The sequence below is a fragment of the Kosakonia sp. MUSA4 genome, assembly GCF_013085925.1.
Taxonomy (GTDB): domain Bacteria; phylum Pseudomonadota; class Gammaproteobacteria; order Enterobacterales; family Enterobacteriaceae; genus Kosakonia; species Kosakonia sacchari_B.
Genome location: NZ_CP025697.1, coordinates 2,625,374 through 2,649,985, shown reverse-complemented (window position 1 = coordinate 2,649,985; position 24,612 = coordinate 2,625,374). Strand labels below are relative to the sequence as shown.

23 protein-coding genes and 2 pseudogenes are annotated in these 24,612 nt (G+C 51.5%); 16 read left to right on the top strand and 9 right to left on the bottom strand.

Features of this window, described 5'->3' with window-relative positions:
* Positions 1–43 precede the first annotated feature (43 nt).
* Positions 44–1,045: a type I glyceraldehyde-3-phosphate dehydrogenase gene (gene gap, locus C0557_RS12560; RefSeq protein WP_074776563.1), complete on the bottom strand. Its 1,002-nt coding sequence runs from the start codon at positions 1,043–1,045 to the stop codon at positions 44–46.
* Positions 1,046–1,232: 187 nt separating this feature from the next.
* Here gap and cybB point away from each other — a divergent pair, with 187 nt between their 5' ends.
* Positions 1,233–1,763 (top strand): cytochrome b561, encoded by a 531-nt coding sequence (gene cybB / locus C0557_RS12555; RefSeq protein ID WP_208658689.1) that lies wholly within the window; start codon positions 1,233–1,235, stop codon positions 1,761–1,763.
* A gap of 221 nt (positions 1,764–1,984) precedes the next feature.
* The gene (locus tag C0557_RS12550) at positions 1,985–3,310 is read left to right on the top strand and encodes an MFS transporter (protein WP_208658688.1); all 1,326 of its coding nucleotides are present in this window, start codon (positions 1,985–1,987) and stop codon (positions 3,308–3,310) included.
* 125 nt (positions 3,311–3,435) lie between these two features.
* On the opposite strand, the gene C0557_RS12545 is transcribed toward C0557_RS12550, so the two are convergent.
* The gene (locus C0557_RS12545; RefSeq protein WP_208658687.1) at positions 3,436–3,777 is read right to left on the bottom strand and encodes an anti-adapter protein iraM; all 342 of its coding nucleotides are present in this window, start codon (positions 3,775–3,777) and stop codon (positions 3,436–3,438) included.
* 506 nt (positions 3,778–4,283) lie between these two features.
* On the opposite strand from C0557_RS12545, the gene C0557_RS12540 reads away from it, so the two are divergent.
* The 7 genes from C0557_RS12540 (at position 4,284) to C0557_RS12510 (ending at position 10,524) form a co-directional block, all read left to right on the top strand.
* Positions 4,284–5,141 carry a MurR/RpiR family transcriptional regulator gene (locus tag C0557_RS12540; protein WP_208658686.1) on the top strand — a complete coding sequence of 286 codons (858 nt, stop codon included), beginning with the start codon at positions 4,284–4,286 and terminating at the stop codon, positions 5,139–5,141.
* Positions 5,142–5,274: 133 nt separating this feature from the next.
* A complete protein-coding gene (locus C0557_RS12535) occupies positions 5,275–6,618 on the top strand; it encodes an aspartate aminotransferase family protein (protein WP_208658685.1) in 1,344 nt (447 codons plus the stop codon).
* A complete protein-coding gene (locus tag C0557_RS12530; RefSeq protein WP_208658684.1) occupies positions 6,615–7,166 on the top strand; it encodes a carboxymuconolactone decarboxylase family protein in 552 nt (183 codons plus the stop codon). The genes C0557_RS12535 and C0557_RS12530 overlap by 4 nt, the downstream gene beginning before the upstream one ends.
* Before the next feature lie 131 nt (positions 7,167–7,297).
* Entirely contained in the window at positions 7,298–8,050 is a 753-nt protein-coding gene (gene glnH / locus C0557_RS12525; RefSeq protein ID WP_208658683.1) for a glutamine ABC transporter substrate-binding protein GlnH, read from the top strand.
* Between the two features lie 53 nt (positions 8,051–8,103).
* Positions 8,104–8,760 (top strand): glutamine ABC transporter permease GlnP, encoded by a 657-nt coding sequence (gene glnP, locus C0557_RS12520; protein WP_208658682.1) that lies wholly within the window; start codon positions 8,104–8,106, stop codon positions 8,758–8,760.
* Positions 8,761–8,762: 2 nt separating this feature from the next.
* Positions 8,763–9,485 (top strand): glutamine ABC transporter ATP-binding protein GlnQ, encoded by a 723-nt coding sequence (glnQ, locus tag C0557_RS12515; RefSeq protein WP_208662928.1) that lies wholly within the window; start codon positions 8,763–8,765, stop codon positions 9,483–9,485.
* Positions 9,486–9,504: 19 nt separating this feature from the next.
* Positions 9,505–10,524 carry a C45 family peptidase gene (locus C0557_RS12510; RefSeq protein ID WP_208658681.1) on the top strand — a complete coding sequence of 340 codons (1,020 nt, stop codon included), beginning with the start codon at positions 9,505–9,507 and terminating at the stop codon, positions 10,522–10,524.
* A 261-nt stretch (positions 10,525–10,785) separates the two neighbouring features.
* On the opposite strand, the pseudogene C0557_RS12505 reads toward C0557_RS12510, so the two are convergent.
* Positions 10,786–11,013, bottom strand: a pseudogene (locus C0557_RS12505) (tyrosine-type recombinase/integrase); the annotation flags it as partial.
* Positions 11,014–11,246: 233 nt separating this feature from the next.
* On the opposite strand from C0557_RS12505, the gene C0557_RS12500 reads away from it, so the two are divergent.
* Together C0557_RS12500 and C0557_RS12495 are read left to right on the top strand one after the other, a co-directional pair.
* On the top strand, positions 11,247–11,480 hold the full coding sequence (locus C0557_RS12500; protein ID WP_208658680.1) for a hypothetical protein: 234 nt from the start codon (positions 11,247–11,249) through the stop codon (positions 11,478–11,480).
* Positions 11,481–11,933: 453 nt separating this feature from the next.
* On the top strand, positions 11,934–12,110 hold the full coding sequence (locus C0557_RS12495; protein ID WP_208658679.1) for a hypothetical protein: 177 nt from the start codon (positions 11,934–11,936) through the stop codon (positions 12,108–12,110).
* 1 nt (position 12,111) lies between these two features.
* Here the strand turns inward: C0557_RS12495 and C0557_RS12490 are convergent, their stop codons facing one another.
* On the bottom strand, positions 12,112–13,071 hold the full coding sequence (locus C0557_RS12490) for a glycosyltransferase (protein WP_253073814.1): 960 nt from the start codon (positions 13,069–13,071) through the stop codon (positions 12,112–12,114).
* 186 nt (positions 13,072–13,257) lie between these two features.
* On the opposite strand from C0557_RS12490, the pseudogene C0557_RS12485 reads away from it, so the two are divergent.
* Together C0557_RS12485 and C0557_RS12480 are read left to right on the top strand one after the other, a co-directional pair.
* Positions 13,258–13,512 (top strand): annotated as a pseudogene (locus C0557_RS12485) (DUF4113 domain-containing protein); the annotation flags it as partial.
* A 193-nt stretch (positions 13,513–13,705) separates the two neighbouring features.
* Complete coding sequence (locus C0557_RS12480; protein WP_208658677.1) at positions 13,706–14,170, top strand: hypothetical protein; 465 nt, start codon at positions 13,706–13,708, stop codon at positions 14,168–14,170.
* 33 nt (positions 14,171–14,203) lie between these two features.
* Here C0557_RS12480 and C0557_RS12475 read toward each other — a convergent pair whose 3' ends face one another.
* Together C0557_RS12475 and C0557_RS27665 are read right to left on the bottom strand one after the other, a co-directional pair.
* The gene (locus tag C0557_RS12475; RefSeq protein ID WP_208658676.1) at positions 14,204–14,668 is read right to left on the bottom strand and encodes a hypothetical protein; all 465 of its coding nucleotides are present in this window, start codon (positions 14,666–14,668) and stop codon (positions 14,204–14,206) included.
* Positions 14,669–14,749: 81 nt separating this feature from the next.
* On the bottom strand, positions 14,750–14,902 hold the full coding sequence (locus tag C0557_RS27665) for a transmembrane anchored protein (RefSeq protein WP_371813256.1): 153 nt from the start codon (positions 14,900–14,902) through the stop codon (positions 14,750–14,752).
* 540 nt (positions 14,903–15,442) lie between these two features.
* On the opposite strand from C0557_RS27665, the gene C0557_RS12470 reads away from it, so the two are divergent.
* The 3 genes from C0557_RS12470 to C0557_RS12460 all read left to right on the top strand — a co-directional run bounded on the left by C0557_RS12470 (position 15,443) and on the right by C0557_RS12460 (position 18,708).
* Positions 15,443–15,718, top strand: a complete 276-nt coding sequence (locus C0557_RS12470) for a metal/formaldehyde-sensitive transcriptional repressor (protein WP_090120487.1) — start codon at positions 15,443–15,445, stop codon at positions 15,716–15,718.
* 32 nt (positions 15,719–15,750) lie between these two features.
* Entirely contained in the window at positions 15,751–16,869 is a 1,119-nt protein-coding gene (locus C0557_RS12465) for an S-(hydroxymethyl)glutathione dehydrogenase/class III alcohol dehydrogenase (protein ID WP_007372008.1), read from the top strand.
* A gap of 153 nt (positions 16,870–17,022) precedes the next feature.
* Entirely contained in the window at positions 17,023–18,708 is a 1,686-nt protein-coding gene (locus tag C0557_RS12460; RefSeq protein ID WP_208658675.1) for a methyl-accepting chemotaxis protein, read from the top strand.
* 53 nt (positions 18,709–18,761) lie between these two features.
* On the opposite strand, the gene C0557_RS12455 is transcribed toward C0557_RS12460, so the two are convergent.
* The 3 genes from C0557_RS12455 to C0557_RS12445 form a co-directional block, all read right to left on the bottom strand.
* Positions 18,762–19,448 carry a DUF2076 domain-containing protein gene (locus tag C0557_RS12455; RefSeq protein ID WP_208658674.1) on the bottom strand — a complete coding sequence of 229 codons (687 nt, stop codon included), beginning with the start codon at positions 19,446–19,448 and terminating at the stop codon, positions 18,762–18,764.
* Between the two features lie 208 nt (positions 19,449–19,656).
* On the bottom strand, positions 19,657–22,038 hold the full coding sequence (locus C0557_RS12450) for a membrane-bound PQQ-dependent dehydrogenase, glucose/quinate/shikimate family (protein WP_208658673.1): 2,382 nt from the start codon (positions 22,036–22,038) through the stop codon (positions 19,657–19,659).
* 256 nt (positions 22,039–22,294) lie between these two features.
* Complete coding sequence (locus C0557_RS12445) at positions 22,295–24,592, bottom strand: FdhF/YdeP family oxidoreductase (protein WP_208658672.1); 2,298 nt, start codon at positions 24,590–24,592, stop codon at positions 22,295–22,297.
* Positions 24,593–24,612 lie beyond the last annotated feature (20 nt).

The following is a 24,612-nucleotide window of genomic DNA, read 5'->3' as shown; positions in this document are numbered from 1 at the left end:
GCGCAGGCCGGGTAACCGTTGCGTCATCCGGCCTATGTGAATGTTAAAGCGCGCGGTATTTTTCCAGTACGCGCACGAGCTGGGTGACAAAACCGTACTCGTTATCGTACCAGGAGACGGTTTTCACCAGTTGCAGATCGCCCACTTCGGTGATTTCTGTCTGCGTGGCATCGAACACCGAACCAAAGTGGCTGCCAATAACATCGGACGAAACAATCTCTTCATCGGTATAGCCGAAGGATTCATTATTTTCAGTGGCTTTTTTCAGTGCCAGATGGATCTCATCGACGGTGACTTTCTTCTCGAGAACCGATACCAGTTCGGTTACCGAGCCGGTTTTCACCGGAACGCGCTGCGCATGGCCTTTCAGTTTGCCGCTCAGCGCCGGGATCACCAGACCGATCGCTTTTGCCGCACCGGTGGTGTGCGGGATGATGTTTTCCGCTGCTGCGCGTGAGGCCCGCAGATCTTTGCCGCGCGGCCCATCGACCAGCGCCTGCGTGCCGGTATAGGCGTGAATGGTGGTCATGGTGCCAGCTTTGATGCCGAAATTGTCCTGTAGCGCTTTGGCCATCGGCGCGAGGCAGTTGGTGGTGCAGGAGGCGACCGAAATAATGGTGTCCTCAGCATCGATGGTTTCATCATTGACGTTAAAGACCACGGTTTTCATCTCACCGGCGGGCGCGGAGATGAGCACTTTTTTCGCACCGGCTTCCAGATGCGCCTGTGATTTTTCAGCCGAGGTATAGAAGCCGGTACATTCAACGATGATCTCGGCGCCGGCGCTGCGCCACGGAATATGTTTCGCCTCTTTCTCGGCATAGACAGTGATGCTTTTACCGTTGACGATCAGCGAATCTTCGGTGAAATCCACGCTCCAGCCGAACGGGCCGTAGTTAGAATCATGCTTCAATAAGTAGGCCAGCACTTTTGGTGAGGTGAGATCGTTAATTGCGACAACTTCCGCGCTGCTGTTGGTTTCCAGCAGACGACGCAGTACCAGACGTCCAATCCGCCCGAATCCATTGATGCCAATTTTGCTCATAATTCACTCCGCTTTTTAGGTCATGATCACGTTATTACACTCCTCAGTGATAGCCTGGCGGGGATTGTTGGGCAAATGAATCGCGTGCAACGAAGAGTAAATGACTGAATATTGAAGAGGAAAAGTTAATGAATTTTTAAGGAAATACGGCTATGTTGGCGTTCTGTTATTTTTTCAGGATCGCCTCATGCGCAGTAAATATTCTTCCGTACAAATCACCCTTCACTGGCTGGTGTTTCTGCTCATCATAACCGCTTATTGTGCCATGGAATTTCGCGGATTTGCGCCGCGCAGCTACCGCCCGTGGTTTAACATGGTGCATGTCTCCTGCGGTATTTCTATCCTTGTTCTGATGGTCGCGCGTTTGCTGGCGCGGCTAAAAAACCCGACGCCGCCGATTGTGCCCAAACCCTCGCCAATGCTGACCGGGCTGGCGCATCTGGGCCATCTGGTCATTTATCTGCTGTTTATTGTTCTGCCCGTTATTGGCTTGCTGATGATGTACAACCGTGGTGAGCCATGGATCGCCTTCGGCATGGTGATGCCGTATGCGTCAGAAGCGAATTTTGATCGGGTGGATACGCTGAAGGAGTACCACGAATTGCTGGCTAATCTGGGCTATTTTGTGATTGGCCTGCATGCGGCGGCGGCGCTGGTGCATCATTACTTCTATAAAGACAATACGCTGTTGCGGATGATGCCGAAAAAACGCAACTAAGGATTATTTGCCCGATAGTGCTAAGCTTATCGGACTAAAAGAACGTATTTCGCCCCGCGATGCGGGGCTTTTTTATGGCGTAAAAATGTGATCCTGCCGGGTTTTTCGCCGAGAAAAGCAGGGCGGAAATCACATTTTACGCCATCTGTGCTGTGCTGAATTCGTACAAGCCGTGTAGATAGTATATCTATTATAGAAACACTTTGATAAGTGGAGGGGATATGACACAGCCTGTACAGGACGCTTTCGATCGGGTAGCCGAAAAGGATCAGGTGGCCGGATCGCGCAAATTACGCAAAGTGCTACTCGCCACCGGGATCGGCCATTTTGTGGAATGGTTTGATTTCGGCTTGTACGGCACGCTGGCAGCGATTATCGGTCTGCAATTTTTTCAGTCCGGCAATCCGAGCGTCGCGTTGCTCTCATCATTCGCGGTATTTGGCGCGGGCTTTATTATGCGCCCGCTGGGCGGATTATTCTTCGGCTCGCTGGGCGATCGCAAAGGGCGGCAGAAAGTGCTGGCGACCGTGATCCTGCTGACCTCCGGGGCGACATTCGTGATGGGATTGCTGCCCACTTATCATCAGGTGGGGATCACCGCCACCGTGCTGCTGGTGATCACGCGCCTGGTGCAGGGTTTCGCCGCCGGGGGCGAAAGCTCCGGGGCGACAACTTACCTGGCAGAGTACGCACCGACAGAACGCCGCGGTTACTTTACCTGCTGGATCGATAACTTTGGCTTTATGGCGTTCGTGGTCGGTTCCGGGCTGGTCTTTCTGCTGACCGCAACACTTGGCGAAAGCACGATGAACGACTGGGGCTGGCGTATCCCGTTCCTGATTGCCGGGCCGCTGGGCTGGGTGGGGCTATATCTGCGAAAACATCTGGAAGATTCGCCGGAATTTATTGCCGCCATGAAAAGCGGTCAGACCTCCAGCGCACCGCTGCGCAAAGCGGTGACCACCGCCTGGGGCGCGTTGCTGTTCTGCGTTGGTTTTGTGGTGATCAAGGCTGTCGGGCACTGGACGCTGCAAACGTTCATGCCGAGTTATCTGGCGACCGAGCTGCATTTTTCCAAACTCAATGCCTATGCAATCACCACTATCGGGCTCTTTTCTGTTGCGGTGCTGGTGCCATTTATGGGCTATCTGTCGGATAAATACGGCCGCAAGCCGTTGATGCTGACGGGCTGCGCCGGGTTTATCCTGCTCAGTTATCCGGCAATGATGGTGATGGCGAACGGAGACGTGCTTTCGGCAGTGCTGGCGATGGTGATGCTCGGCGCATTTATTGCTGCCTTCGACGGTGCCTGTACGGCAGCGATGGCGGAACTGTTTCCGACCAGCGTGCGTTACGGCGGTTTGTCCATTGCTTATAACTTTGCAGTCGCGTTTTTCGGCGGCATCACCCCATGGTTTTCTGCGTGGCTGATTACCAGCACTGGCGATAAATTCTCACCGGCCTTTTACGTGATGGCCGCTGCGCTGATTACGTTCCTTACTGTGCTGCGCGCCCGGGAAACGGCCGGGTTGCCGCTGAAACGTTGAATATCGCCCCGGTGAGACCCTCCACCGGGGTTTTTATGCATGCGTGGTTGAATATGATGGGCGAAGCAGTTCGCGCTCCATAACCATTATTCGATTGCGGGGGTAATAATTAAATTGCTAAATAATCACTTGATCATTTTTATACCGTAGGGGCAAAGATCGAATTCGCAGATTTTTTGATGCTCACACGTTCTTAACGAAATATCCTCATTGCCCGGACAGTGACAGCCTTTTTTAAGTGTTTGCCAGATGGAAGGGTAAAAGGGAAGGGTATGAATAATGTTAAAGTCACATGTTTTTCCATTCACGACGAAGTGTTCCTGGTACGTATGTAATATGTTATCAGGGCGTAAAAAATAATTACCCTTATACCAGAAAATCACCGCCAGCTCTGGCGTGTTGTGGGCCAGAGCGAAGGCAGTTTTGGTTGTCGGTGATACCAGCATTTCCGTAATATTCCAGCGCATATTTTGCTCCTTGCGGCTAATTTAATCTCCTAATAAGAAAAGCTTAACAAATAATATAATAAGAACATACTTAAAATTAATGTATTTAATGCGTGCGGCTGGCGGAAAAATATATTTGATAAAGTTCCCACCTGAATCTTGATGTAAAACAAAGTCAGTGCTTTTTTTGTGGGTGATCTGCATATTACTTATCTGCAGTAAATTGGTTGCAATATGATATTGTAACGCAGTTAATTAAAACCCGGTAAAAGATAACGTCGGTGCAATGGTTTATCTTATATAATATATTAAAGCAGAATTTTCAGTTTATTTATTCGGTTATACATTGGCGTTCGTAATAATGAGCCTGGTAGTCTTTATTTCCTGCTTTTATTTATCCACTGCGCAGAACGATGCTGCCGCAACCGCCAACGATTGGTGCAATCACGGCGAATTGTGTTTATATATACCCACTACTGCGGCCGGGCTTCCGCCGCAGCCACTCTTCCGGATGATGACGAAACGCTATGAATCTTCGTGAAAACATTGTGAGCCAGTTCAGCCTGCTGTCGCCTGAACTCCAGCGCGCGGCGGAATTTTCCCTGCAAAACGCCAACCAGTTAGTGGTGCAATCCATGCGCGCCTTCGCCGCAGAAGCCAGCGTGAAACCCGCCACGCTATTACGGCTGGCGCAGCGTTTGGGCTATAACGGTTGGGGGGAATTGAAAAGCGCTTTTATCGACGATCTCGGCTTACGAAATGATACATATGTATCTAAGGCTGAAAAGTTGATCGCTAAAGGAACGCAGCCCGCGCTGTACGAAGAGGTATTCCTTGCGCATCAGGCCAATCTGGCGTTCACCCAGGCGGAGAATCAGCAGTCCATGCAGCAAGCCGTTACGCTGCTGGATGAGGCGAAGCAGGTCTATATTTGCGGTTTCCGCGCCAGCTTTCCCATTGCCTGGTCGTTGTTTTATGTCTACCGATTGTTCAATCGCCATGTGTCGCTGATTGACGGGCTGGCCAGTAATATCGAAGTGTTCACCCGCGAGATCACGGCGGAAGATTGCCTGTTATTGACCAGCTTTGCGCCATATTCCCGTGAGTCCCTCGACGTTCTCAATGCGGCCAGGCAGGCCGGGGCACGGATTATCGCCATCACCGATTCACCGGTTTCGCCGCTGGCGCAGGCTGCGGATTGCACATTGCTGTTCTCACTCAGTAGCCCGTCGTTTTTCCCTTCGGTGGTTTCCGGTATGGGTGTCGCCGAGTGTTTGCTGGCGATGCTGGTTGCCCGCCACGGCCGGGAGGCGGTGAGTAAAATTGAGAGCGCCGAACGTTATCTGCAAAGCTCCGGGGCGTATGTGATGCCCGGTAAATCCTGATAAATGATTCATTTGCTTCCATCATAAGAAAACGAAATGCATTTGAATCATTATTGCATTGACGAGATTCAAATGGATCCTGCAAGATGCTTTCAACTTACGCGAAAGCGATTTTTAAAGCAGGAAGAAAAGCATGAGTCAAATCATTCACCGCAGCCTCCATACCACTCCAGCCGTGGCGGTCAGTGCGCAAGGGGCTTACATCACAGATGCCAGTGGTAAACGCTATCTGGATGCCTGCGGCGGTGCAGCGGTTTCTTGTCTGGGTCACGCCCACCCGGATGTGCTGGCGGCAATGCACCGGCAGATTGATCAACTGGCCTATGCCCACACCAGTTTTTTCACCAGTGATACGGTGGAACAACTGGCAGAGCAACTCGTTCGCACCGCGCCCGGTTCTCTGAACTACGCCTATTTTGTCTCTGGCGGATCGGAAGCGGTTGAAACGGCACTGAAGCTGGCGCGCCAGTATTTTGTTGAGGTCGGGCAACCGGAGCGTACGCTGTTTATTGCCCGTAAACAAAGCTACCACGGTAATACGCTGGGTGCGCTGGCCGTCGGCGGTAACGAGTGGCGTCGCCGCCAGTTCGCGCCACTGCTGATGGATGTAGTGCGCGTATCGGCCTGTAATGAATACCGCGACCGTGCGGCGGGTGAAAGCCAGCAGCAATATACTGAACGCCTGCTTGGCGAACTCGAAGCGGCAATTCTGCAAGCCGGGCCGGAAAAAATTATCGGTTTTTGCGCCGAAACGGTGGTGGGAGCAACCACCGGCGCAACGCCGCCTACGCCGGGTTATCTGCAAGGCGTTCGTCGGTTATGTGATAAATACGGCATTCTGTATATCGCTGATGAGGTGATGTGCGGCATGGGGCGTACTGGCACGCTGCACGCCTTTGAGCAGGATGGCGTTGTCCCTGATATCGTGACCATCGCAAAAGGTTTAGGCGGAGGTTACCAGCCCATTGGCGCAGTGCTGGTCAGTGAGAAAATCGTTGCCGCGCTGCGCGCCGGTAGCGGAATGTTCCAGCATGGTCACACCTATATCTGCCACCCGACAGCGGCAGCGGCTGCACTGGCAGTGCAGCAGGTTATCGAGCGGGATCATTTGCTGGAGCAGGTGCAGCAGCAGGGCGCGTATTTGCAGCAGGCGCTGCATGACGTGCTGGGCGAGTTACCGTATGTTGGTGATACGCGCGGTCGAGGTTTGTTCGCCGGTGTGGAACTGGTACGCGATAAAGCGCGCAAAACGCCATTCGATCCGGCGCTGAAACTGCATGCCGCTATCAAAGCGCAGTGCATGGCGCACGGGCTGCTGGTCTATCCAATGGGCGGAACTATTGATGGCCAACTGGGCGATCATATCCTGATCGCACCACCGTTTATTGTCAGCCGTTCAGAACTCGATTTCGTTGTTGATACTCTGCACAAGGTCATCAGCGAAGAGACGCATAAACTGGCGAGCCGCCAGCCATGAATCGTTTACCTGCATTGTCGGAACCGCAGTGGAGCGATGAACAACGCCAGCTGGCGGAGGAGATTATCAACGGCCCGCGCGGTGCACTGCTGCCGCCGTTTGAACCGTTGTTGCGCAGCCCGGAACTGATGGCGCATGCGCAACGGATGGGCGAGTATCTGCGCTACCGTAGCGCACTGGGGCAGCGGTTGTCGGAACTGGCAATTCTGCTTACTGCGCGTCACTGGTCGCAGCCGGTTGAATGGGCTATTCATGCGCCAATCGCCAGGGAAAAAGGGATCGCGGCAGAGGCGGTGCAGGCCATTAATGAACAACGTCTACCCGAGGCGCTGGCGGCTGATGAATGGGTGGTTTACCACTTTTGCCAGCAGTTGCATCAGCATAAAAAAGTCAGCGACGAGGTCTGGCAACAGGCCATCGACCTGTGGGGTGAAAAGGGCGTTGTCGATCTGATTGGCATCAACGGTTATTACAGCTTTCTTTCAATGATCATGAACGGCGCGCAGACGCCAGTACCCGACACCAGGGATTTTATTATTCCCGCATAAATAATTCGCACGCATTCATTTTTATATCGCGTGCGAATGTAGGGATACAGTTTTTATTCTCAACGACAATATCATTTTATGGTGTTGTGTGAAAACTCCTGTTTGCTGTCTTAATTACGCTGAGGGTTATTATGTCTGCATTATTGAAAAAATTAAAGATTACACTGGCACTGGTAGCCTGTTCGGCAAGTTTTGCTGTCATGGCACAAGAGAAATTATTAGTGGGTGTGGATACGGCTTTTGTTCCCTTTGAATTTAAGCAGGGTGATAAATATGTCGGTTTTGATATCGATTTATGGGATGCCATTGCGAAGAAAATGAATGTCAGCTACGAATTGCGTCCTATGGATTTCGGTGGCTTAATTCCGGGGCTGCAATCGCGCAATCTGGATGTGGCAATGGCCGGGATCACCATCACCGATGCCCGCAAACAGGTCGTGGATTTCAGCCAGGGTTACTACGATGCAGATCTCTTAATCGCGGTGAAGAGCGGCGATAATTCCATCACCAAATTCAGCGATCTGGCCGGTAAAAAAGTGGGGCTGAAGCAGGGCACCGCAGCCGCAAGTTTTATGAAATCCAAATATAAAGCCAACTATGTCGAATTCCCTAACATCGATAACGCCTATCTCGACTTGCAGGCTGGCAACCTGGACGCGGTAGTTCACGACTCCCCGAACGTGCTGTACTACGTGAAAACTGCCGGTGGTGGCAAGGTGAAATCGACCGGGGAAACGGACAGCGTTCTGCCGCAGCAATATGGTTTTGCAATGCAGAAAAACAGCAGCCTGACACCGAAAGTTGATGCCGCATTACAGGCATTACGTGCGGATGGCACCTATGGCAAAATTTATTTCAAATGGTTTAACAAACAACCTAAATAACCCCCGTCAGGCCGGGTAATACCGGCCTGAACCGAGAGTGAATTGACCGCATTATGAATTTCGAAACGAAATATATATGGGAATCGCTGCCGCTGTTATTACAGGGGCTGCAACTGACAATATTGATCTCAATGGTTGGTTTAGCGGGCGGTTTTATTATTGGTCTGCTGGCAGGAACCTGTCGTGCACTGGGTGGCGGTATTGCGAAAACGGTGTCATTAATTTTCGTTGAGCTGATTCGCGGCACGCCAATTATGGTTCAGGTGATGTTTATCTATTTTGCTTTGCCAATGGTACTGCCTATTCGCATCGACCCAATTACGGCTGCGATTGTCACCATTATTATTAACTCCGGCGCGTATATTGCGGAAATCACGCGCGGCGCGATTTTGTCCATCAATAAAGGGTTTAAAGAAGCCAGTCTGGCGATGGGATTATCGCAGCGCGCCACGCTGTGGTACGTGATTATGCCGCTGGCTTTGCGCCGCATGATCCCGGCGCTGGGCAACCAGTGGATCATCAGCATTAAAGACACCTCGTTGTTTATTGTTATCGGCGTTGCGGAATTAACGCGTCAGGGCCAGGAGATCATCGCCGGAAACTTCCGCGCCCTTGAAGTCTGGACAGCCGTAGCACTGATCTACCTCGCCGTCACCCTGTGCCTGAGTTTCCTGCTGAAGCGACTGGAGAAAAGGATCCATATTTTATGAGCATGGTTGAATTTAGCGCGGTCGCTAAACATTTCGGCACCACACAGGTGCTGCACGATATCAATCTGAAAATTGATGCCGGTGAAGTGGTGGTGATTATCGGTCCTTCCGGTTCAGGCAAATCGACGCTGCTGCGTTGCATCAACAAACTGGAAGAGATCTCCTCCGGTACCCTGCTGGTTGCCGGGATGCACCTGACCGATCCCCACGTCAACGAGTGCGATATCCGCCGCGAAGCGGGGATGGTGTTTCAGCAATTTCACCTGTTTCCGCACCTGACGGCGCTGGAAAATGTGATGTTTGGGCCTGTCCGCGTGCGCAAAATGAGTAAAGCGGCAGCCCGCAAACAGGCGCTGGCGCTACTGGAGCGTGTTGGGCTGCGTGAACGTGCCGATCACTATCCTTCTGAACTTTCTGGCGGCCAGCAGCAACGCGTGGCTATTGCCCGTGCGCTGGCGGTGAAACCGAAAATGATGCTGTTTGATGAGCCAACTTCTGCACTCGATCCGGAGTTGCGCCATGAAGTATTGAAAGTGATGCGTTCACTGGCGGATGAAGGGATGACAATGGTCATCGTGACGCACGAGATTGGCTTTGCACGCGATGTGGCGTCGCGGTTGATTTTTATTGATGGTGGAACCATTGCTGAAGACGGCCCGCCTGATATCCTGCTGAATGCCAGTAGCAATCCGCGCCTGAAAGAATTTTTACAGCACGTTTCCTGAACAGAAGTGAATTCATCGCATGAAAAAAATCGACATCAGTGGTTCCCCGTTTGAGATTGGCCTGCGCCTTGGAGAGTTTGGCCGTGAAGCCTGGCATCAGAAGCTGACGCTCACGTCGCTGTGGCAAACGGTGATGACCATGCAGTCATCCGCTCAGACCCAGGTAATGCGTGCAGCGGTGCAGACGCATTACCCGCAAATCTGGCTGGAGCTGGAAGGGCTGGCGCAGGGGCTGGAGGCCACTATTGATCAGGTCTTTGCCTGGAACTGCCGTGGCGATCTGGTGCGTTCAACGTCGGATGGCTGTACGACAGTGGCCGGGGTAAACGCCGCAGGCGAGCGGATTATCGCGCACAACGAAGACGGTTTTCCGCAGTTACGTGATGACTGCGCACTGGTCACCATTACCCCGGAGCGTGGTCTGGGTTTTACCAGTTTTGCCTATCCGGGTTCGATTTGCGGCCACACCTTTGCGGTGAACGAAAAAGGCATCGTTAACACCGTTAATAACATCCGCGCAGTGCACCGCCCGCACGGGTTACCGCGCCAGATCCTTGCCCGCGCCTCGCTGAATGCAAACACCCTTGATGAGGCGATCGCCATTCTTACCGGGCCGCCGCGCGCGGGTGCGTTTCACCATACGCTGGGACAGATGGGCGATACGCGGCTGTTCAGCGTTGAGGCCACGGGTAGCGGCTGTTCCGTTATGCCGCTGACGGCAGTGACCGGGCATGCCAACCATTTGGTGCATGCGGCACTGGCTGACGTTGAGCAGGTGGTAACGGACAGCTCGGCGTCGCGCCAGCGACGTCTGGCGCAGTGGCTGGAGAGGCAACCTCCGTTTGACGCTGCGGCGGCAAAAACCATTCTCTCTGATAAGCATGACGCCGCACTGCCCATTTACCGCCTGGCAGCCGACGATCCGGATGAGGAAAACACCCTTGCCACAGCGGTTTTCACCCTCGATGCGCACCACGTCAGGTGGCAAATCTTCGGCATTAATCGCGACGTTGCCGCGTTTCAGGGACAAACAAGTTAATCATGGCCCCCGATAATTCGGGGGTTTTACTTTAAAAGTGGAATTGATCGGCGTCGCGGATATATAACAACCAACGAATTCATCGGTTCTGGTGACACGTATATTTCGACAAACATTCCCTTCCGGTAATCCCTCCATCGCTCACTCGTTGATACCCGGATAAAACTTAGTGTTTACACTGTTACGTCACTGTGATTACCATACCCCCCCATAGTAGATTATTCATCGTTTAACCTATTGTTTTAATTTGATATTATCTAATTATTTCAGCTTTGGGGGCATAATGGGAGCGATGTTCAGCCTGCTGTTTAAAAGCTCTACTTGCTCGCCATCAAACTCCTTAATCCATGCCGAATACACACGATAAACCATCTCGGGATCTTCATGCCCTAACTGGCTGGCAATGAATGCCGGATTGGCTCCGGCTGATAGCGCCCAGCATGCAAATGTATGGCGTGTCTGGTAGGGGGTTCTTTTGCGGATTACCGCCAGCGAGTTGACATATTGCTAGGCTGTGCTGTGGATTAAGCCGCTGCTCGCAATAATTGAACAAGGTAATGAAAACTTTTTAAGTATTCGTGAAATAGATGATTATCGCGGTAAATAACATTTTAAATGCGATATATTTCGTTATTGCTAAAAATTTTATTGTTTTTCTTTTTATATTTACCATGATTAAAATAAGGCATGGGTATGCCTATCACTGATAAAGGGAACAAATCATGGCTTACTCAAAATTGGTGTTTACTATTCTCTGTCAAGATAACAAATATGAAGTATATGCTGTAGGGGAAGGGGCACCACCACAACGAATCATTCATTATCAATTACAAGAAGCTAAAGCGAATGAACAGCTCACCTATGAGTGGGTAATATTAAACTCTAATTACCCAATTCCCAGAGACCAAGAGTATCAAATTTCATCCAATCTGATTTGGTACTTTGAGTCACTGTAATCACATTTATTTAATGACCAATGTAACTACTAAAGCCTTGGGTATCTACCGGGGCTTAATATTAAATTTCATTATGTGGTGGTTCTGTTATGTATGCGGAAAATTTTCACTTGCATTTATTCTAAATAATGTAATAAATAACTCTTCTCCAGGAAGGAGGTTAGTTATGGTTACTCGATATTTTGAGTTAGTTGAAAACATTCCGCTTGAAGACGAACGTGAGCTTCACGCTCAGTTCAGACACCATCTTGAACACGTGTGACATGCAAGTTTTAACTCAAGGCAACAGATAAGTCTTGACGATGAAGATGGATTAACTATACCAGCGCTTTTCTACGGTCCAGAAGAAAAATTCAGAAATCTATATCATATATCGGAAATAACAAGATGGAGCTCTGAAAATCAGTAAGATAAATATACATCCTATAGAAATCTTATACTGCTGGGGTTTATATGGCAAATGTCGAAGTTAGTATTAAAATTGATAGCAACGGTAATGCCGAGTTTCGCTTTAGACATGCAGGGCAGTCTAAATGGACTAAAGTACATATAGTACATATCGGTGCGGTTGGCACTCCGACAGGTGATGCTGATTTTTTTGGCCGTGTCGGTAAAAGCCTTGATAAGTAAGTTACTTTTTTCTAAATCTCACGACAGTATTGAGATACAACGGAAGCATTAGTATCTGAGCTTTTCGCGATACCCTGAAGTAATTAATAAAAATAAGAAGTGCCCGGCGTAAAGTCTTCTGCTCTTGGTTGGTGAGTTTTGCGCCTTTATTTCTTATTATTGTATATTTTATAAAATTAAATATTCTTTGTATTGTGGGAAATAGTGTGCGTTTTATTGCTGGGTTATCTTTCGCCAATAATGAAAGTGACTGAGCGGCATAGACTAAATCAGATAAATCCTTTTGCCTGAAAGTTTGAGTAATGCTTTTTTTATGGTGGCGATACCAAAGGAGTGATTTATTTATCCCATAAATGGCACTGCTCTTGAGATAAATAAACGGAATTGTGTTCATATCTTCATATAGGCGACCATGAGGGAAAGTGATGTTGTTTTCACGAAAAAGTGATGTTTTGTATACTCTCGCCCACGGGTACCATTTACATCTCTTAAATGCTGGGGTTAATTTTTCAATTGCTGTAATCTCTGTTTTTCCTGAAAAAGCCGCGCTATCAATATGCTCGACAATGTTTGATATGTCACCTTCGTACTGTTCGGCATTGAATTCAACGATATCGATTGTTGAATCATCAATAACAGGTGAAATTTCGCTCCAGAAATCTGAATGATAAAAATCATCTGAATCTAAAAATGATATGTACTCGCCAGATGCGGCGGCTATGCCTTTATTTCTTGCAGCGGAGAGGCCAAGGTTTCTCTGATTAATTATCTCAACGTTTATATTGCAATAACTCTGTACTATATTAGTAATTATTTCATAACTGCTATCAGTGGATCCATCATTAACAATAATTAGCTCAATACTATTAGTTAAATGAGGGAGGATAGACTGAATGCATTCAGAAATAAAATCACTAGAATTATAGCAAGGGACAACGATACTTAATTTTATGTTGTTCATTAGACCCTTCTCCATGGCCTTAATTATATACATCATCCAGATGTACTTAATTTGTATCATTTCTAATTATTATGCATTCACAAACAAAATGAATCAAACCAAAACGTGTCATAAAATACACGAATTGTTTATTTTAAAATATAAATAATACATATATTGTGGCTAACGGTATGGATTGAGCAACTAAAATACCAGAAAAATAGTGTATTGCGCGGCGTTTTTTTCAGTCATCGTGTTGTACAGAACAATCTTTTTGACGACAACGCGCTGTGCGCTAACAGCGAAAAATTGATGGAAGTTCTGGATTAGGTCAATGCAAAAAACGGGCGCGGGACGTTGTACTTTGCGGGGCAGGGCATACAACCGCAGTGGCAAATGAAGCGCAACATGCTGTCGCCGCGATACACAACGCGCTTAGCTGATATTCTAATAGTGAAGTAATAGAAATATTGCGTGCGTAATTTAATATATGAAATATTCGTTATGCAAAAAATGTACTTAATTTGACATTTTTATTAATTAATGATTGTAAGAAAAATGACAAGTATAAAATTAAAGGAAGAGGAAGATTGCAACACATGCTAAAATCCCGATACTTTAAGGTTTATATTAATAACAATAAGTGGGATTTAACATGGTTCTATTTTTAACTAGCTTGGGTGTGTACGCCGTGTTGTTTGCTATTCAGTTTGGCTACGGAGTTTACGAGACATCGACTCAAGAGCGTAGAGGTATTTCTGTCCTTCGTGCTGCGGGTATAGATCCAAAAGACAATGAGGCTGTAAGGGCATTTCTGATAAAACGAGTTGATCCTGACAGGTTTGGTAATCGATTGGCTGATTTTATTGGATATATTTGGAATGTTATTACCTGGATTTCGAGCATCGTTGTTGGATTGGTTTTTTTATATCAAATTTACAACGTATTTATATCTGGTGATTCATCCAGTGATATAGCTTTTATTGGCTGTGCTGTCTGGTCAGTATTTATGTTTATGGTAGGCATAGTAGTAAATCTTCTCTGTAAACTGCTTACTGGGCGCTATCCTTCGGAACCGAAGAAGATCCGTAAGCGCTTCATCGAAAATGATATACATTAAGTTCCTTTCATGTGGTGCGTATAGATATGTGTATTAACTTTTCACTATACTAATCCTATCTGCAATAGCGATATTCTCAGCAAGAATTTTCAGCTTTCGAGTTGAAATAGGGCGTTGTCCATTCTTCTGCATTTTCCCCGCCGCATTCCATGCCAGTTTGCCGGGGCCATTAAAAATTTCGCTAACACTACCATCTTTAGATAAATACAGTACCAGGAGGTGTTCCGGTTCAGAACTCAGTGAAGTGCGGCCAACTTGAGTCACCTTAATTTGGATTTCCTTTCCACAAGGGGACCGGGCATCATGAGTTTCAGCGCTGGCTGTATAAAGAGTTAAGCCGTATAGCCTTGCTGCAATAGTTTCACCAATACTACCGACCAGGTGACCATCTGGAGTGAATCGACGTCCTGGGTTTCGCAGTTCAAGTTCCTCAACAATTTCATATAACGCGCAAATCAGTTCAGAATCTGTTCTGCACTTCAGCTTATCAACAAACATTGAGCATCGTTTCCTGTAGGGTTGACATAGTCGCTTAGGTATGAAGAACCCGGCACAGTGACCGGGTTTAGTAGAATGTTTTTACTTGCCACCGGGCCGGGAATCCGCAGAACGACCTCCACAGCGGGAACCATCGGCAGCACGATCATCAGGGCTCTGACAGTTTCCTGCGTAAGCCTGAGCTACTGATCCGAGCGAAAGTAATACGAACAGAATTGCTAATCCTTTTTTCATTTCGATATCCGTATAGAAACCACCTTGTGGCGGCAAAAAATAATAGCGCGTTGAGATCCAAAGAACAAATAAAAATATAAACCGTGATGGTTATAGTAAATATAATATATATCAATAGCCGCGCTGAAATAAAACTTCCAGCACAGTAATCCGATCTATTTGTTATCACGAGTCATATATTTTGTGGCCCCCTTGATTACTCCGGGAAAAACAGTACGGTAACACACCAATAAAAACCTTAAGCAATGCTTGAGCGAAGAGTGGATGCAGGTTTTACAACAGGTACAGGTTTATCGTAACGGTGTAAATATTAATAGGTGTGGTTTATTGGGCTATTTGCCATTTTCGTCGCTACTGGCGCGAATAATGTTCCAGTATCATCCTGGTACGTTGCACTACCGGGAGCAGCAAAAACCGCTTTATAGCTGATAGTATCATCCCCCCCTAAAAAGCATGCTCCTGATACCCGGATAAAACTTAGTGTTTACACTGTTACGTTATTGCTATTACCATACCCCCCTATAGTATACAGGAGGTCACATGCCCCATTCACCAGAAGACAAGAAACGCGTTTTGACGCGGGTGCGCCGCATCCGCGGTCAGGTCGATGCGCTGGAACGTGCGCTGGAAAGCGGCGAGCCCTGCATCGCCATTTTGCAGCAAATCGCCGCCGTGCGCGGCGCAGCCAACGGCCTGATGGGCGAAATGGTTGAAATTCACCTTAAAGATGAGCTGGTCAACGGCGACACCACTGCGGACCAGCGTGCGGTTCGCATGGCAGAAGTCGGTCATCTTTTGCGCTCTTATCTAAAATAAGCATCAGGGTATTCACAAAAAGGAAGAGACTTATGAAATCACGTGCAGCCGTTGCCTTCGGGCCGGGTCAACCGCTTAAAATCGTCGAAATCGACGTTGCGCCGCCGAAAAAGGGCGAAGTGCTGGTGCGTATCACGCATACCGGTGTGTGCCATACCGACGCGTTTACGCTGTCGGGTGACGATCCGGAAGGGGTATTCCCGGCGGTGCTCGGCCATGAAGGCGGCGGGATTGTGGTGGAAGTCGGCGAGGGCGTGACCAGCCTGAAGCCGGGCGATCACGTTATTCCGCTCTACACCGCAGAATGTGGCGAATGTAAGTTCTGTAAATCCGGTAAAACCAACCTCTGCCAGGCCGTACGCGCCACGCAGGGCAAAGGTCTGATGCCGGACGGCACCACCCGTTTCTCATACAACGGCGAGCCGATTTTCCACTATATGGGGACCAGTACCTTCAGCGAATACACCGTATGCGCGGAAATCTCGCTGGCAAAAGTGAACGAGCAAGCACCGCTGGATAAAGTTTGTCTGCTCGGTTGCGGTGTCACCACCGGTATTGGCGCTGTGCACAACACGGCGAAAGTGAAAGAGGGCGATACCGTGGCGATCTTCGGGCTCGGCGGTATCGGTCTGGCGGCGATTCAGGGTGCGGTACAGGCGAAAGCCGGGCGGATTCTGGCTATCGATACCAACCCGGACAAATTCGCGCTGGCGAAAGAGATGGGTGCAACCGACTTTATCAATCCGAAAGATCACGACCGTCCGATTCAGGATGTGATTGTTGAGATGACCGACGGCGGCGTTGATTTCAGCTTTGAATGTATCGGTAACGTCAACGTCATGCGTTCTGCGCTTGAATGCTGCCATAAAGGCTGGGGCGAAAGCGTGATCATCGGCGTCGCGGGCGCGGGCCAGGAGATCAGCACCCGTCCGTTCCAGCTGGTGACCGGTCGCGTATGGCGCGGTTCCGCGTTTGGCGGTGTGAAAGGACGCAGCCAGTTGCCGGGCATGGTGGAAGATGCGATGGCGGGCAAAATTCGTCTCGATCCGTTCATTACCCATCGCATGCCGCTGGAGCAGATCAACGACGCGTTTGATCTGATGCACGAAGGTAAATCTATCCGTACCGTTATCCATTTCGGCGATAACTAACGCCGCTTCACGCCAGCGGTGCAACCGCTGGCGCTACCAATGTCCAAATCTGTGACCGCTGTTGCGCTTTTCTCCATAAGAAAAATCCAATTTTTGCCGATGCATATATATCATCGTGATGAATGCATTAGACAAATATGAGAGTCGATAGCCATGGATAACAAAGCAGCAATGCAAAGCATTGGATTTATGCACAATATTCGATTGGTTCCCCTGTTTTCCTCCATTCTCAGCGGTATTCTGGTGCTGTTTGCGCTCAGCTCCGGTCTGGCGGGATATTTTCTGATGCAAGCGGATCGCGATCAGCGTGATGTGACGCAGGAAATCCAGGTTCGCATGGGATTATCTAACAGTTCTAACAACTTACGTACAGCTCGTCTTAATCTGATCCATGCCGGCGCGGCAAGCCGTATCGCCGAAATGGACGACATGAAAAATAACGTCGCGGAAGCGGAAAAACGTATTCAACAATCGCAGGATGGCTTCAAGGTCTATATGGCGCGCGAAGTTAAAACGCCGGAGGACGTTGCGCTGGATGAGGATCTGACTCGCCTGTTTAACGCCTACACCGCAGGCATGCAGCCGATGCTGAAATACGCGAAAAACGGCATGTTTGAAGCCATCATCAACCATGAAAGCGAACAGGCTCGCCAGCTTGATGCCGCATATAACACCGTGTTGCTGAAGGCGATTAAGATCCGTACCGACCGCGCAGAGCACCTGACCGAGCTGGCGCACAACCGTACGCAGTTAGGGCTTATTTTTATGGCCGCGGCCTTCGCGTTTGCGCTGGTGTTGACGGTCATCACCTTCACCGTGCTGCGCCGGGTGGTGATCAACCCGCTGCAACGTGCGGCGCAACGTATCGCGCGCATTGCCTCCGGTGATTTGACCGTTGCGGATGAACCGACTGGTCGCAGTGAGATTGGCCGTCTGAGCAGTGATTTGCAGGCGATGCAGCACTCGCTGGTTACCACAGTCGCCACGGTTCGCCAGGGGGCGGAAGAGATCTATCGTGGCACCAGCGAAATCTCCGCCGGTAACACCGATCTCTCTTCACGCACCGAGCAGCAGGCGGCGGCAATTGAAGAAACTGCCGCCAGCATGGAACAGCTGACCGCGACGGTGAAACAGAACGCCGACAACGCACACCATGCCAGCGGTCTGGCGCGTGACGCGTCCGGCAAAGCGACCAAAGGCGGGCAGATTGTCTCCGGCGTGGTGCAGACGATGGGCAACATCACCACCAGTTCACGCAAAATCTCTGAAATTACTGCGGTGATCAACAGCATTGCCTTCCAGACCAATATCCTGGCGCTCAACGCCGCCGTAGAAGCGGCGCGTGCCGGTGAGCAGGGCCGCGGCTTTGCCGTGGTGGCCAGCGAAGTGCGTACGCTGGCGAGCCGCAGTGCGCAGGCGGCAAAAGAGATCGAAGCGCTGATCAGTGAATCCGTCAATCTGATTGAGCAAGGTTCCGGTGAAGTGGTTTCTGCGGGCGAAACGATGGAAGAGATCGTGACGGCGGTGAAACGCGTAACCGATATCATGCTGGAAATTGCGGCGGCATCCGATGAGCAGAGCAAAGGTATCACTCAGGTGAGCCAGGCGATCACTGAGATGGACAACGTCACGCAACAAAACGCCTCGCTGGTAGAAGAAGCATCTGCCGCTGCCGCCTCGCTGGAAGAGCAGGCCGCGCGCCTGACCGAAGCGGTAGGGGCTTTCCGCCTGACCGGTGCCGCGCCGCAGCGCCAGAACAGCGCGTCTTCGCCAACGGCAAAACCGTTTAAACCACAGCGTCCTGCGCTGGCAAATGGCGATAACTGGGAAACCTTCTGATAATCCGCAAAAGAAAAGAGGCCATAAGGCCTCTTTTTCTATTCAGCTAGTCGTTAAATAAAACTGTCGTCATCATTGCTGTAGTCGTTGTCATCAACATCGTCGTTCTGCCAGGCATCGTTATTATTGCCGAACGGATCGTCCTGGTTGAGGAAGCGGGTATCAGAGATATTATTAAAGTCGCCGTATTGATTACCGACAAACGGCTCACCACCGGCGGGCGTTGCCGGTTCTTCGATAATATTGACGATCTCTTCCGGCCGCGACTGATGGAACATACTGGTCAGCATCTCGGCCAGCACGACGCCACCGGCCACGCCAGCGGCAGTTTGCAGTGCGCCAGCCATAAAACCGCCGCTGCGGGGAGCCGAAGCTGGCGCTGCCGCCCGGGAATAATCCTGTGCCGGTGGCTGTTGCGGCTGGGCATTCCAGCTGTTGTCCGGCTGCGGGTTGCTTTTCCCGCCACCAAACAGGCCGCCGAGGAAACTGCCGCCCGTTGCAGGTTTGCTTTTTTGCGCGGCTAATTCGCTTTCAAGCTCCTGAACCCGGGCTTGCAGGCGTTTCAGCGCCGCTTCCTGAATCAAAATCGATTGCGCCATATAGTAGGGCGCCGCAGGCTGCTGTCTGACGAATTCCGCGATCTGACGCTCTGCGTCTGCATCCCGTTGGCTGTTTTGCTGTCCGGTCTGTTTCAGCCGTTCGAAAAGGCCGTTGATAAGCTGCTGTTCTTCATATTGCATGACAATAACCTTCCGCTCTCCAAGGGGGATACCATCTAGTTTATCAGCGGCGGCAACCTGTGTCTGGCGAGTGAAATGTTTGTTTAAGATTGGTTGCAGGTTGGCTGAAACTCGCTCTGCTTTCAGGGCGAAAAAAAGACCCGCATCAGCGGACCTTTTCGCTATCAATCTTAAACCACCTCCCCAGGAGGTGGCGATCGTTCATCACTTATTGCTTATCGGGCAGCGCATAAGCAATCACGTAGTCGCCGCGATCCGGTGACTGACGCGCACCGCCCGCATTGATAATGATGTATTGCTTACCGGTTTTCGGCGACACATAGGTCATCGGGCCGGACTGGCTGCCTACCGGCAGGCGATCTTTCCAGATCTCTTTCCCGCTGGCGGTATCAAATGCGCGCAGGTAGAAATCCTGAGTACCGGCAAAGAACAACAGGCCGGACTGGGTGGAAAGTGACGCGCCCAGCGTCGGCATACCGATTGGAATCGGCATATGCATGCGGATGCCCAGCGGGCCGGTATCCTCAACGGTACCGACCGGAACCTGCCACACCAGCTTACCGGTAGAGAGATCGACCGCAGACATCGTGCCGAAAGGCGGTTGCTGGCACGGAATACCCAGCGGAGAGAGGAAACGCTCGCGCATCGCGCCAAACGGCGTACCGTCCATCGGCACAATCCCCATCTCGATGCCGCTGGCGTTTTTCGCGACGTTCGCGCGCGGCACCATATAGTTCGCCAGCCCCAGACGCATATCGTTAACAAACATCAGGTTATGGTTCGGGTCGAGCGAAACGCTGCCCCAGTTCATCCCGCCCAGCGAACCAGGAAATTGCAGGGAACGATCAAGACCCGGCGGGGTGAAGACGCCCTGGTGGCGCATCGATTTAAAGGCGATACGGCACAACAGCAGATCGATCGGCGTCGCCCCCCACATATCCGACTCTTTCAGCGTCTGGTTGCCAATCATCGGCATGCCAACCGAGTAAGGCTGCGTCGGTGAATAACGCTCGCCCTGCACGTTGCCCGCCGGAACCGGACGCTCTTCCACTTTTGCCACCGGCTCGCCGGTTTCACGGTTGAGCATAAAGATCATGCCCTGTTTACTGGTCTGCACCAGTACCGGCGTGGTGTGGCCTTTGCCATCCGGCAGGTCGAACAGCGCTGGCTGCGAAGGCAGATCGAAGTCCCACAAATCGTGGTGCGTGGTCTGATAGTGCCAGCGTACTTTACCGGTAGTGGCATCGACTGCCACCACCGAAGAGCTGTATTTATCGTCCAGCGCGGTACGTTCACCGGCCCAGAAATCCGGGGTGGCGTTGCCGGTTGGCAGATAGATCAGGTTCAGTTTGGCGTCATACGACATCGCAGACCAGACGTTCGGCGTACCGCGCGTATAGGTCTGGCCTTCCGGCGGCAGGCCGGTAATTGCCGGATTGCCCGGATCCCACGCCCATGCCAGTTTACCGGTGTGCACGTCATACGCACGCACCACGCCCGGCGGTTCGCCAGTGGAGAAGTTATCCGCCACGCGGCCACCGACGACGACCACATTCCCGGCGACCAGCGGCGTTGAGGTTTGCTGGTAGTAACCCGGTTTGATTTCGCCCATGCCAACGCCCAGATCGACCACGCCGTGGTCGCCGAAGTCATCACAGACTTTGCCGTTATCAGCATTAATCGCGATCAGGCGCGCATCGGTGGTGGGCAGGAACAGACGACGCGGGCAGGCAACAGGCGAGGTACTCTGCGTCGCAGACGCCAGCGCCTGGCTCTCTTCGTAATAACCCAGACCACGGCAGCGCTGCCAGTTTGGCGCAGTGGCTTTCGAATCGTAGCGCCATTTCTCTTTGCCTGAATCCACATCCAGCGCCAGCACTTTGCTGTACGGCGTACAGACATACAGCGTGTCGCCAATCTGTAGCGGCGTATTCTGATCTTCCGCGCCAGAGCCGTTGCTCTGCGGAATATCCCCCGTGTGCGCAACCCAGGCCACTTTCAACTGGTTAACGTTTTGCTTGTTGATCTGATCCAGCGCGGCGAAGCGATCGCCGTGAGTGGTGTTGCCCCAGTGTTTCCAGTCCTGCTGGGCTGTCCCGGCGGCAACAGGTTTCACCGGAATCGCTTCCGTTGGCGCGATCACATTCCAGGTTTTGAACATGCCGCCAGCGCTAACCAACAGCAGTACCGCCAGCACACCTGCCAGGCTGAACGAGGATTTGCGCAGCGGTGTCGCGCGCTGTTGCGCACGCAGCAGCGGCCACAGCAGCGCGGCCAGCAAGGCCAGCACGCCGAAAGTAAACAGGCGCGAGAACAACGGCCAGAATGACCAGCCTGCATCGCTTACCGCCCAGAAAAGAGAAACGATAAATGCCAGTGCATAGAGCAGAATCCCGCTGGGGCGGTTTGTGAGAATCAACCCTGCCGCCACGACCATCACGATACCCATGATCAGGAAGTAGAAGCTGCCGCCGACGGCGACAAGTTTATAACCGAGAATGCCAATCGCCAGACCGATAACCATCATCAGTACGGCCAGCAACCACTTCAGAACGCTTACCATCCCGCGTGGTGTATTACCAGGTGCCATGTTTATCTCCTGAAACCCATCCTTATACGGAACGGCAAACGGCAACCGTCCGAACCAAATGGATAATTTTTTATAGGGTTTTAGTTATGAATGAAGGTTGAATTACTTTCTTTGTCATAAAACGAAGCATCATTGTAAACATAAATGAACCATATGGTGAATCGAAAGTATGATGATTCTGTTAAATTATTATTCGAAGTTGTTAAAAGTTGGGGCGGGTAATGAGTAAAAAGCCCGCAGGACGCGGGCTAAAAAGTCAGGCAATACGCAGGGTTGCGCGCGTTTTCGCTGGAGTGACGCTAACGGGGATCGATTTTGAGGTTGGTGTCCCTGTGCCGTCGCCAAAGCGGGTCAAAGGAACCAGTGGGTTCGTCTCCGGGTAATAAGCCGCGAGGTTGCCGCGCGGGATATCGTAGGCGACGAGGCGGAAATCCTCCACGCGGCGAACCACGCCATCAGTGGCCTGGGTTTCAATATCGACGCGATCGCCATCGCTCAGGCCGAGCGCAGCAATATCGTCCGGGTGCATAAACAGCACATCGCGCTGACCATAAACCCCACGGTAACGATCATCGAGGCCATAAATGGTGGTGTTGTACTGATCGTGCGAGCGTAACGTCTGTAACACAAACGGCGCGGCAATTTCCGGGCAGACCGCGTCAGGCAGTGCCGCGTCGCTGAATTCTGCTTTAGCGGATGGCGTATTGAAACGCAGCTCCGCTGCCGCATTACCCAGCCAGAAACCGCCGGGTTCATCGCAACGGGCATTGAAGTTCTGAAAGCCGGGGATCGTGGCGGCGATATGGTCGCGAATCAGGTTGTAATCGGCGGCCAGCGCCAGCCAGTCGAGTTGCGCTGTGCCTAACGTCGCATGGGCAATCCCGGCGACAATTGCCGTTTCCGAGCGCTGCGTTGCCGCCAGCGGTTTGCCGATCCCTTCGGAGGCATGCACCATGCTGAAGGAGTCTTCGACAGTGACAAACTGGCGGCCTGAAGCCTGCATATCCTCTTCGGTGCGGCCCAGCGTCGGCAGAATAAGCGACTGTTTACCCGGCATTAAATGGCTGCGGTTAAGTTTGGTACTGATATAGACCGTTAGCCCGCAGCGGCGCAGCGCTTCGCAGGTCAGCGGCGTGTCCGGCGCGGCAGAGGCAAGGTTACCGCCCAGCGCCAGCAGCACTTTCACTTCATCGCGCAGCATCGCCTGAATGGCTTCAACCGTATGGTGACCGTGCTCGCGCGGCGGTTCGAAATGGAAGTGGCGGGCAAGGCTGTCGAGCAGCGCCTGCGGCGGTTTTTCATCGATCCCCATCGTGCGGTTGCCCTGCACATTGCTGTGACCGCGCACCGGACACAGCCCGGCGCCCGGTTTACCCAGATGGCCGCCGAGCAGTTGCAGGTTGGTGATTTCCCGTACCGTATCCAGCGAGTGTTTGTGCTGGGTAATGCCCATCGCCCAGGTGCAGATTACCCGTTCTGCTCTCTGCCAGACCGCCGCCGCATCACGCAACTGCTGCTGGCTGAGGCCAGATTGCTGCTCAATGGTTTGCCAGTCGGTCACATCGATTTGTGCAAACCACGCCTCAATACCCTGGGTGTGCTCAGCAATAAAGTCATCTGCGAAGATGCTGCTTTCGCCGTTAGCAAGGCGCTGACGCTGGGTTTCCAGCAACGCTTTGGCGATCCCGCGTACCGCTGCCATATCACCGCCGAGATTCGGCTGATAGTAGGAAGAGCTAATGGTTCCCGCCATTGGCGTAACCACTTCCAGCGGCTTTTGCGGATCGGCAAAACGCTCAAGGCCGCGTTCGCGCAGGGTGTTAAAGGTGACAATTCGCGCGCCGCGATCGGCAGCGTGACGCAGGCTGTGCAGCATGCGCGGATGGTTGGTGCCGGGGTTTTGCCCGAAGACAAAAATGGCGTCCGCTTTATCAAAATCGACCAGATGAATGGTGCCTTTACCGACGCCAATGCTGCGTTTTAGCCCGGCGCCGCTGGCTTCATGGCACATATTGGAACAGTCCGGGAAGTTGTTCGTACCGACCATGCGGCCAAACAACTGATACAGGTAAGAGGCTTCATTACTGGCGCGCCCGGAGGTGTACAGCTCAAGCTGGTTGGGGTTATCCATCGCCCGAATATGTTCGCCGATCATCGCCAGCGCATCGTCCCAGTTAATCGGTTCGTAGTGGTCGGTTTGCGGGTTATAGCGCAGCGGTTCGGTCAGGCGCCCCTGATATTCAAGAAAGTAATCACTCTGGCGGTTAAGTGCGCTGACGCTGTGTTGCGCAAAAAACGTGGCGTCAATCTGGCGGCGGGTGGCTTCCCAGGTGACCGCTTTCGCGCCGTTTTCGCAGAAACTGAAGGTGCTTTTATTATCATCGCCCCAGGCGCAACCGGGGCAGTCGAAGCCCCGTGCTTTGTTCATGCGCAACAAGTTGCGCATATTTTTGAGGGCGTTTTTGCTGTCAATGACGAAGCGAGTGGTGGCTTCCAGAGAGCCCAGACCACCGGCAGCGGCGTGGTAGGGTTTAATCGCTGTTTTAAATTTCATTGGTTCTTCCGGATGCGGGT

Excerpts from the sequence above, each read along its gene's own strand:
- C0557_RS12500 (WP_208658680.1), top strand. The coding sequence starts at position 11,247 with ATGGCTTACTCAAAATTGGTGTTTACTATTCTCTGTCAAGATAACAAA.
- C0557_RS12475 (WP_208658676.1), bottom strand. The coding sequence starts at position 14,668 with ATGTTTGTTGATAAGCTGAAGTGCAGAACAGATTCTGAACTGATTTGC.
- C0557_RS12530 (WP_208658684.1), top strand. The coding sequence starts at position 6,615 with ATGAATCGTTTACCTGCATTGTCGGAACCGCAGTGGAGCGATGAACAA.
- glnH (WP_208658683.1), top strand. The coding sequence starts at position 7,298 with ATGTCTGCATTATTGAAAAAATTAAAGATTACACTGGCACTGGTAGCC.
- C0557_RS12545 (WP_208658687.1), bottom strand. The coding sequence starts at position 3,777 with ATGCGCTGGAATATTACGGAAATGCTGGTATCACCGACAACCAAAACT.
- C0557_RS12490 (WP_253073814.1), bottom strand. The coding sequence starts at position 13,071 with ATGAACAACATAAAATTAAGTATCGTTGTCCCTTGCTATAATTCTAGT.
- C0557_RS12450 (WP_208658673.1), bottom strand. The coding sequence starts at position 22,038 with ATGGCACCTGGTAATACACCACGCGGGATGGTAAGCGTTCTGAAGTGG.
- C0557_RS12535 (WP_208658685.1), top strand. The coding sequence starts at position 5,275 with ATGAGTCAAATCATTCACCGCAGCCTCCATACCACTCCAGCCGTGGCG.
- C0557_RS27665 (WP_371813256.1), bottom strand. The coding sequence starts at position 14,902 with ATGAAAAAAGGATTAGCAATTCTGTTCGTATTACTTTCGCTCGGATCA.
- C0557_RS12470 (WP_090120487.1), top strand. The coding sequence starts at position 15,443 with ATGCCCCATTCACCAGAAGACAAGAAACGCGTTTTGACGCGGGTGCGC.
- C0557_RS12495 (WP_208658679.1), top strand. The coding sequence starts at position 11,934 with ATGGCAAATGTCGAAGTTAGTATTAAAATTGATAGCAACGGTAATGCC.
- gap (WP_074776563.1), bottom strand. The coding sequence starts at position 1,045 with ATGAGCAAAATTGGCATCAATGGATTCGGGCGGATTGGACGTCTGGTA.
- C0557_RS12480 (WP_208658677.1), top strand. The coding sequence starts at position 13,706 with ATGGTTCTATTTTTAACTAGCTTGGGTGTGTACGCCGTGTTGTTTGCT.
- C0557_RS12460 (WP_208658675.1), top strand. The coding sequence starts at position 17,023 with ATGGATAACAAAGCAGCAATGCAAAGCATTGGATTTATGCACAATATT.
- C0557_RS12455 (WP_208658674.1), bottom strand. The coding sequence starts at position 19,448 with ATGCAATATGAAGAACAGCAGCTTATCAACGGCCTTTTCGAACGGCTG.
- C0557_RS12465 (WP_007372008.1), top strand. The coding sequence starts at position 15,751 with ATGAAATCACGTGCAGCCGTTGCCTTCGGGCCGGGTCAACCGCTTAAA.
- glnP (WP_208658682.1), top strand. The coding sequence starts at position 8,104 with ATGAATTTCGAAACGAAATATATATGGGAATCGCTGCCGCTGTTATTA.
- glnQ (WP_208662928.1), top strand. The coding sequence starts at position 8,763 with ATGGTTGAATTTAGCGCGGTCGCTAAACATTTCGGCACCACACAGGTG.
- C0557_RS12540 (WP_208658686.1), top strand. The coding sequence starts at position 4,284 with ATGAATCTTCGTGAAAACATTGTGAGCCAGTTCAGCCTGCTGTCGCCT.
- cybB (WP_208658689.1), top strand. The coding sequence starts at position 1,233 with ATGCGCAGTAAATATTCTTCCGTACAAATCACCCTTCACTGGCTGGTG.
- C0557_RS12445 (WP_208658672.1), bottom strand. The coding sequence starts at position 24,592 with ATGAAATTTAAAACAGCGATTAAACCCTACCACGCCGCTGCCGGTGGT.
- C0557_RS12550 (WP_208658688.1), top strand. The coding sequence starts at position 1,985 with ATGACACAGCCTGTACAGGACGCTTTCGATCGGGTAGCCGAAAAGGAT.
- C0557_RS12510 (WP_208658681.1), top strand. The coding sequence starts at position 9,505 with ATGAAAAAAATCGACATCAGTGGTTCCCCGTTTGAGATTGGCCTGCGC.